Consider the following 6724-nt stretch of genomic DNA (forward strand, 5'->3'; position numbering starts at 1 on the left):
ACAACCCGGCGTCGCTGGCCGTCAGCGCCAAGGTGGGGTACGTCGCCAACGGCACGAGCCGCTGGAGCCGACGCGGCGAGCAGGCCGCCATGACCCAGCTGCTCCTGACCCCGGAGGCCCTCCGCCGCGGCCCGCAGCCTCTCGAGGTGGAGGGCGTCGAGGCGTTCCGGCGCTCCATCGGGCTGGGCACGGACTGAGCGGCGCCCGTCGCCCACGTCGGGCATGACACGGCGTCGTCGGGCGAGGAGAATCGGGTGCTGCAGGACGTCAACCAGTCGAGTGCCTCGTGACTGTCTCCTCGTGAACGGCCGTGGAGGACGGAGGCCACCGTGCGCGCCACAGGGGACCGGGACTACGACTGGTACTTCCGTGCCTGCTTCGTCCCGGTGTCGCGCACGGTGTTCCTCATCGTCCACGACCGGGGCCTCGCCGAGGACGTCACGCAGGAGGCGCTCTACCGGATGCTCGTGCACTGGCGCACCGTCTCCACGTACGACCGTCCGGAGGCGTGGGTGCGCCGGGTGGCGATACGGATCGCCGTCCGGGAGGTGCAGCGCTCGGTCGCGCGGCCGCTGAAGGAGCGGGTCGCCCAGCTTCCCCAGTACGACGACCTGCCCGACCCCGACGTCGGCCGCGCCGTCGCCGCGCTGGCCCCGATGCAGCGTGCGGCGGTGGTGCTCCACTACTGGGAGGACCGTCCCGTCCACGAGGTCGCCCAGCTCCTGGATGTCTCCGACTCCACGGTGAAGCAGCACCTGCACCGCGCCCGCCACCGGCTGGCGTCGCTGCTCGAGGAGGCGGTGGTCGACGATGCGCGTTGAGGACCGGCTCCGTCGAGGGCTCGAGTCGAACGCGACCGCGTTCGTGCCCGACGGGGAGTGGCGGCTGCGGGCGGTACGCCGTCGGCACCGACGACGGTCGATGGTCGTGCTCGCCGCCGGCAGCGCCGCTGCGCTGGTCCTGGGCTCCGGGCTGCTCGCCGTGCGCGGTGGGGGCCTGGTCGTGCTGCCCGGCCCGGCACCTGCGGCCCTGGACCCCCAGGTGCGCACCTACGACGGGCCGGTCGTCCCGGACGGGACCTGGTACCGCGTGGCCGGCGAGGCCGAGGCCGCCGCCCTCGGTGTCGCTCCCCGGGACGTGGCGGACCGCCGTGGAGGGGTGCCCGTGGCGCTCACCGTGCTGGGAGCGACGTGGGCGATCACCACCACGACCGACGCCGGGGTGGAGGTCGGCGACTACGGGCACGCGACGTACGACGGGGAGGGCCACCTCGTCACCTCGAGCGCGTCCACGCGGTGTCCCCGCTGCGAGACCGTCCTGACGTGGCGGGTGGAGGGCGACGACCTCGTGCTGGAGCCGGCCGGCGAGGGTCGAGGGGCGGCCGGGACACCGGCGGCCGTGGGCAGGTGGCGAGATCGGGACCCGGTCGTGTCAACCCCGGCAGGCGCTGGTGGCTGTTCCTCCACGAAGGGTGCCCCGCCCCCCCAGGAGGAGATCATGGACCGGAACACCGTCGTGGCCCTGTCGGTGCTCGTCACCCTGGCCGCGGGCTGCAGCGACGACAGCCAGGGGGCCGCCACCCCCGAGGACGCGCCGCCGGAGCGGGCGGGCGACGCGCCTCCTGCTCGGGTGGTCGAGGCGGGGTGGGAGCGCCAGACGACCGAGGACCGGGCGCAGGCCCTGGGCCTGCCGGCCAGGACCATCGCGCGGTACGTCGGTGAGGACGGCGTGCTTCCCCTGGGCCTCAAGCTGCAGCAGCAGACCTACGCCCTCTACGTCGTCGACGACGCCGGGCAGCCCTCGACCTTCGATCTCGGCAGCTACACCTACGACGACGAGGGACGACTCGTGCTCACCAGCTCCTCGACCTCCTGCTCCGACTGTGACACCGCCGTGGCCTGGCAGCAGGACGGGAAGCGGCTCGTGATCCACGGGGTCGCGGGGAGACGGGTCACGTCGCTCGACCGGCTCGTGTGGGAAGGTGACTGGACGGACCCCACCGAGGGCTGAGCAGGGACCGGCGGGCCGCGTCGACGCCGGATTGGGCGCCGTCCACCTGCTCTGGCACAATGTCTCGCTGAGTCGCGCCAGCGGACGGACCCTCTATCCCGGTCGTCGGCGCGCCCCCCGAGGAAGTCCGACCCGGTCCCCACCTGGTCTGCGGGCCCCTCACCACCTTCCACTCGCAAGGAGACACCACAGACGTGGCCGTCAAGATCCGTTTGAAGCGCCTGGGCAAGATCCGGGTGCCGCAGTACCGCATCGTCGTCGTCGACTCGCGCAAGAAGCGCGACGGTCGAGTGATCGAGGAGATCGGCAAGTACCACCCCAAGGAGGACCCCTCGTACATCGAGGTCGTCTCCGAGCGGGCGCAGTACTGGCTCGGCGTGGGCGCGCAGCCCAGCGAGGCCGTGGCCGCGATCCTCAAGGTGACCGGCGACATGCAGAAGTTCCGGGGCGAGCCCGGCGCCGAGGGCACCCTGAAGGTCAAGGAGCCCAAGCGCGACAAGCTCGAGATCTTCAACGAGGCCCTCAAGGAGGCCGCCAAGGAGCCCAAGGGCGCCGCGACGACCTCCAAGAAGAAGGCCGACAAGGCCGAGGAGCCCAAGGCCGCCAAGGTCGAGGAGCCCAAGGTCGAGGAGCCGAAGGCCGAGGAGCCGAAGGCCGAGGAGCCGAAGGCCGAGGAGCCGAAGGCCGAGACCGCTCCCGCCGAGGTCCCCGCCTCCGAGACCCCCGAGGGTGCCGCGGAGCAGGCTGAGGCGGCCGAGACCGTCACGGCCGAGGACGCCGGCAAGAGCGAGGCCTGAGCACCATGCTCGCGGAGGCGCTCGAGCACCTGGTCCGTGGCGTCGTCGACAATCCCGACGACGTCTCGGTCCGCGACAAGCAGCTGCGGCGCGGGTCGATCCTCGAGGTCCGGGTCCACCCCGACGACCTCGGCAAGGTGATCGGCCGTAACGGCCGCACCGCCACGGCGTTCCGCACCGTCATCTCGGCCCTCGCGGGTCGCGACGGCGCGCGGATCGACTTCGTGGACGTCGACCGCCGCCGCTGAGCACCACGCCACCGGCGCCCCTCCCCGATCGGGGAGGGGCGCCGTGCATTTCGGGGGCGCCGTGCTTCTCGGGCGGTGGCCGGTCGCTACCCTTTCGCCGTGGAGCAGATCGAGGTCGTCGTGGGTCGCATCGGCAAGCCGCACGGGATCCGCGGTGACGTCACGATCGACGTACGCACCGACGAGCCCCAGCGCCGCTTCGCCCCCGGCACGACGTTGCGGGCGCAGCCGCCGCAGGGGTCGCACAGCCCGCTGCGGACGCTGACCGTGGTGCGGGCCAAGTGGCACGCGAACGCCCTGCTGGCCACGTTCGAGGAGATCGGCGACCGCAACGCGGCCGAGGCCGCCCGCGGCATCGTGCTGCACACCACGCTCGACGTCGACGAGGTCCCCGAGGACCCGGACGAGTACTACGACCACCAGCTGATCGGGCTGGCGGCGTACGACCTGGACGGCACGCACCTCGGGGAGCTGACCGGCGTCCAGCACGGCTCGGCGCAGGACCTGCTCACGATCCGCACCGTCGACGGTCGGTCCACGCTGGTGCCGTTCGTGGCCGCGCTGGTCCCGGAGGTGGACGTGCCGGGCGGCCGGGTCGTGATCGCGGACCGTCCCGGTCTCGTCTCGCCCTTCCCCGACGAGGACGCGGGCGAGCAGTGAGGACCGAGCTGTGAGGATCGACGTCCTCTCGATCTTCCCCGACTACCTCGCGCCGCTCTCGCTGAGCCTTCCCGGCAAGGCCCGCGACAAGGGCCTGCTCGACCTCCACGTCCACGACCTGCGGTCCTGGACGACCGACCGGCACCACACCGTCGACGACACGCCGTACGGCGGTGGGGCCGGCATGGTGATGAAGCCGGGTCCGTGGGGCGATGCGCTGGACGAGGTCGCGACCGACCGACCCACCATCGTCTTCACCACCCCGAGCGGCGAGCCCTTCACCCAGGCCCTGGCGCGCGACCTGTCCACCCGCGACCACCTCGTCTTCGCGTGCGGCCGGTACGAGGGCATCGACCAGCGGGTCATCGAGCACGCCGCGACGCTGGGCGAGGTCCGCGAGATCTCGCTGGGCGACTACGTGCTCAACGGGGGAGAGGTGGCCGCGCTGGCGATCACCGAGGCGGTGGTGCGGCTGGTCCCCGGTTTCATGGGCAACGCCGAGTCGCTGCTCGAGGAGTCGCACGAGGACGGCCTGCTGGAGTACCCCGTCTACACCAAGCCCGCCAGCTGGCGCGGTCACGGCGTCCCCGACGTGCTGCTGTCCGGTGACCACGGCCGGATCGCCGCGTGGCGTCGTGAGCAGGCCGTACGCCGCACCGCGGAGCGCCGACCGGACCTCGTGGCGCCCTCGACGGTGCCGGGTGCGGAGGAGGTCTCCGCGGCCACCCCCGCGGACGTGGGGGAGATCTACACCCTCCAGCGGGCGTGCTGGCTCCAGGAGCTCGAGGCCAACCCGGGGGTCGTCATCCCGGCGCTCACCGAGTCGCTGGACGACGTGGTGGCCGGTCTCGCCGCCCACCGGACCTGGGTCGTACGCCGCGCCGGGCGCCTGGTCGGCTCCGTCCGAGCCCGGCTGACCAGCCGGGGCGGCTGGGACGTCGGCCGGCTGATGGTCGCCCCCGACCTCCAGGGCCAGGGTCTCGGCCGGCTGCTGCTGGAGCACGCGGAGGCGGCGGCGCCGCCGGAGGCGACGACGTACGTGCTCTTCACCGGTGCCCGCAGCACCGCCAACCTGCGGATGTACAAGAAGGCCGGCTACCGGCTGCGGCCGGACCTCGAGGCCCCTCCGGGCGCGGTGGTCCTGACCAAGCGCCGTTAGCGCACCGACCCGATTTCTCGGCAGCTCGGACTTTCTGGCAAACTCGTCCCTTGGTCCCACAGGCCAAACGATCGCCCCGACGCACGCACCCGGGGGATCCGCGACGTACACCTGCCACAGGGGGTGCGCGACGCCGCCGGCCAGCACGGGTGGGACCACCCGATCAACCATCCGATTCCGCGGTTGGCCTGTGGCACTCGTGAGGAGCAAGCATGACCAACGTTCTCAATGAGCTCGTCAGCGACACGCTGCGCAGCGACGTCCCCGACTTCCGCGCCGGCGACACGATCAAGGTCCACGTGAAGGTCATCGAGGGCAGCCGCTCGCGTGTCCAGGTCTTCCAGGGCGTCGTCATCCGCGTCCACGGCTCGGGCGTCGGCCGCACCTTCACCGTCCGCAAGATCTCGTTCGGTGTCGGCGTCGAGCGCACGTTCCCGATGCACTCCCCGATCTTCGAGACGATCGAGGTCGTCACCCGCGGTGACGTGCGTCGCGCCAAGCTCTACTACCTGCGCAACCTGCGCGGCAAGAAGGCGAAGATCAAGGAGCGCCGCGAGCGCTGATCCCCGCGCGCTGCGTCGCGGACGCAGGACATCAGCCAACCTCTGGTTAGTCTCTGCGAGTGACTTCACCCGACCGCGGCTCCACCCCGACCGACATGGGCGAGGAGGAGCCGCGGTCGTCGTCTGCCCGGCCCCCCGCGGGCTCTGCGGACGGCAAGAGGACCCGGCGCCAGCTGCCGCTGTGGCAGGAGACGATCCTGCTCCTCGGCATCGCCCTGGTGCTGGCGATCGTCATCAAGGCGCTCTTCCTGCAGGCCTTCTACATCCCTTCCGAGTCGATGGAGCCGGGACTGGTCCGCAACGACCGGATCCTCGTCCAGAAGGTCTCCTACTGGGGCGGCGGCACCCCCCAGCGCGGCGACGTCGTCGTCTTCAAGGACCCGGGCGGCTGGCTCCCCGCGTCCGAGGCGGCCGGCCCGACCGGCGCCATCCCCCGGGTGATGGCCAAGATCGGGCTCTACCCGACCGGCGGGCACCTGGTGAAGCGGGTGATCGGCACCGCCGGCGACGTGATCAGCTGTTGCGACGCCCAGGGTCGCCTGATGGTCAACGGGCATCCCCTCGACGAGGCCGGCTACGTCAAGCAGGAGAAGTCGGTGAAGTGCGCCGGCCCGATGGTCAACCAGTGCTCGAAGGACTGGACCTCCGAGCCGGTGCCCGAGGGCCACATCTTCGTCATGGGCGACAACCGCGCCCACTCGGCCGACTCCAGCCTGCGGATGTGCAACCTGGAGAAGGAGACCGACTGCGTCCCCGGGCCCGAGTTCGTGCCGGTCGACCTCGTGGTGGGCCGCGTCTTCGTGCTGCTCTGGCCGCGTGACCGCTTCGACTGGGTCACCCGCCCGGGCACGTTCGAGGACGTGCCCGACCCGACGTGACCGGTGGGGAGGAGCGCTGAGGTGGATGCCGTCCCGCGCCTGCCGAGCGGACCCGCCGTACGCCGCGACGCCGGGCTCTACGGCTACGAGCGGGCGCTGCGACGCGCCGGCATCGACCCCGTCGCCGGGGTCGACGAGGCGGGCCGGGGCGCCTGTGCCGGGCCGCTGGTGGCCGGGGCGTGCATCCTGCCCGCCGGCAGGGCCGGCATCGTGCCGGGGCTGGYCGACTCCAAGCTGCTGACCGAGGCCGCCCGCGAGCGGGTCTACGCCCAGGTCGTGCGACGTGCCCTCGCCTGGTCCGTGGTGGTCATCGACAACGAGGAGTGCGACCGGCTCGGGATGCACGTCGCCAACGTGGAGGCCCTGCGGCGCGCCGTCGCGCTGCTCGAGACGCGCCCCTCCTACGTGC

At 72.3% G+C, this 6724-nt stretch carries 9 protein-coding genes and 2 pseudogenes; all 11 read left to right on the forward strand.

What is annotated here, in order from left to right; all coding sequences use genetic code 11:
* On the forward strand, positions 1-197 hold a 197-nt coding region (locus ACXJKL_RS10945), incomplete at its 5' end, for a hypothetical protein (protein ID WP_457207079.1).
* A gap of 132 nt (positions 198-329) precedes the next feature.
* On the forward strand, positions 330-821 hold the full coding sequence (locus ACXJKL_RS10950) for an RNA polymerase sigma factor (protein ID WP_457207080.1): 492 nt from the start codon (positions 330-332) through the stop codon (positions 819-821).
* Positions 811-2010 (forward strand): hypothetical protein, encoded by a 1200-nt coding sequence (locus ACXJKL_RS10955; protein ID WP_457207081.1) that lies wholly within the window; start codon positions 811-813, stop codon positions 2008-2010. The genes ACXJKL_RS10950 and ACXJKL_RS10955 overlap by 11 nt, the downstream gene beginning before the upstream one ends.
* Before the next feature lie 194 nt (positions 2011-2204).
* Positions 2205-2807 (forward strand): 30S ribosomal protein S16, encoded by a 603-nt coding sequence (gene rpsP / locus ACXJKL_RS10960; protein WP_457207082.1) that lies wholly within the window; start codon positions 2205-2207, stop codon positions 2805-2807.
* Between the two features lie 5 nt (positions 2808-2812).
* A complete protein-coding gene (locus tag ACXJKL_RS10965; protein WP_457207083.1) occupies positions 2813-3055 on the forward strand; it encodes an RNA-binding protein in 243 nt (80 codons plus the stop codon).
* Positions 3056-3154: 99 nt separating this feature from the next.
* Positions 3155-3715, forward strand: coding sequence for a ribosome maturation factor RimM (gene rimM, locus ACXJKL_RS10970; protein WP_457207084.1), 561 nt, complete (start codon positions 3155-3157; stop codon positions 3713-3715).
* Positions 3716-3725: 10 nt separating this feature from the next.
* Positions 3726-4394 (forward strand): annotated as a pseudogene (trmD, locus tag ACXJKL_RS10975) (tRNA (guanosine(37)-N1)-methyltransferase TrmD); the annotation flags it as partial.
* A 159-nt stretch (positions 4395-4553) separates the two neighbouring features.
* Positions 4554-4874: a GNAT family N-acetyltransferase gene (locus ACXJKL_RS10980; protein ID WP_457207087.1), complete on the forward strand. Its 321-nt coding sequence runs from the start codon at positions 4554-4556 to the stop codon at positions 4872-4874.
* A gap of 212 nt (positions 4875-5086) precedes the next feature.
* On the forward strand, positions 5087-5437 hold the full coding sequence (gene rplS, locus ACXJKL_RS10985) for a 50S ribosomal protein L19 (RefSeq protein ID WP_457207085.1): 351 nt from the start codon (positions 5087-5089) through the stop codon (positions 5435-5437).
* Positions 5438-5496: 59 nt separating this feature from the next.
* Entirely contained in the window at positions 5497-6315 is an 819-nt protein-coding gene (gene lepB, locus ACXJKL_RS10990; protein WP_457207086.1) for a signal peptidase I, read from the forward strand.
* Between the two features lie 21 nt (positions 6316-6336).
* Positions 6337-6724 (forward strand): annotated as a pseudogene (locus ACXJKL_RS10995) (ribonuclease HII); the annotation flags it as partial.

Source organism: Nocardioides sp. P5_C9_2 (genome assembly GCF_054049555.1).

What these genes read in the sequence shown, in the direction of transcription:
- ACXJKL_RS10965 (WP_457207083.1), top strand. Translation starts at nt 2,813, where the DNA reads ATGCTCGCGGAGGCGCTCGAGCACCTGGTCCGTGGCGTCGTCGACAAT.
- ACXJKL_RS10955 (WP_457207081.1), top strand. Translation starts at nt 811, where the DNA reads ATGCGCGTTGAGGACCGGCTCCGTCGAGGGCTCGAGTCGAACGCGACC.
- rplS (WP_457207085.1), top strand. Translation starts at nt 5,087, where the DNA reads ATGACCAACGTTCTCAATGAGCTCGTCAGCGACACGCTGCGCAGCGAC.